At 69.3% G+C, this 362-nt stretch carries 1 protein-coding gene; it reads right to left on the bottom strand.

Annotated features, from left to right (window positions below):
- On the bottom strand, nt 1–362 hold a 362-nt coding region (locus AC0L30_RS43160), incomplete at both ends, for an SIS domain-containing protein (protein ID WP_473406810.1).

Here is a 362-nt window from a genome sequence, read left to right as displayed (position 1 = left end):
GGCAGGCGCAGGATTTCCGACAATTTGAGAGCGATCTCCCGCGCCGAGCCGAGGCCCAGGCCCCGCGCCGCCACAAAAACAGCTGACGCCTTGGCGAGACCATCGGCAATCCCGGACCAGTCGAGTGCCAACGCGCGGTGCAGGCGCTCGGGCAGCCTGTCGAGGGCTGACCGCAGCGCATGATCTCCCGCCAGCTCGGCAACAAGTTGGGCGGCGGCGGCCATCGAGCCGATCACGGTCTTGGTCGCCGCTACGGAGTGCTCCTGGCCGGCCTCGATCGGAACCACGAATTCCGCTTCGTCAGCCACCGGCGACGACGTCGCATTGAGGATGGCGATGGTGCGGGCGCCCGCGGCGCGCGC

It is taken from the genome of Bradyrhizobium sp. MI1.11 (assembly GCF_055811255.1).
Note: the sequence above shows the minus strand (reverse complement) of the source record. Positions and strands in the feature narration are given on the sequence as shown.